Source organism: Neobacillus sp. MER 74 (genome assembly GCF_023714155.1).
On the sequence record NZ_JAMAUV010000125.1, the window covers coordinates 1 to 244 of the forward strand.

The 244-nt window shown below is 57.4% G+C and carries 1 rRNA gene; it reads right to left on the minus strand.

Features of this window, described 5'->3' with window-relative positions:
- Positions 1-244: ribosomal RNA gene (locus M3610_RS27830) — 16S ribosomal RNA — on the minus strand; the annotation flags it as partial.

Consider the following 244-nt stretch of genomic DNA (forward strand, 5'->3'; position numbering starts at 1 on the left):
TCCCAGTGTGGCCGATCACCCTCTCAGGTCGGCTACGCATCGTCGCCTTGGTGAGCCGTTACCTCACCAACTAGCTAATGCGCCGCGGGCCCATCTGTAAGTGTCAGCCGAAACCGACTTTCAGCTTCCCCTCATGAGAGGAAAAGGATTATCCGGTATTAGCACCGGTTTCCCGGTGTTATCCCAGTCTTACAGGCAGGTTGCCCACGTGTTACTCACCCGTCCGCCGCTAGACTCCGAAGAG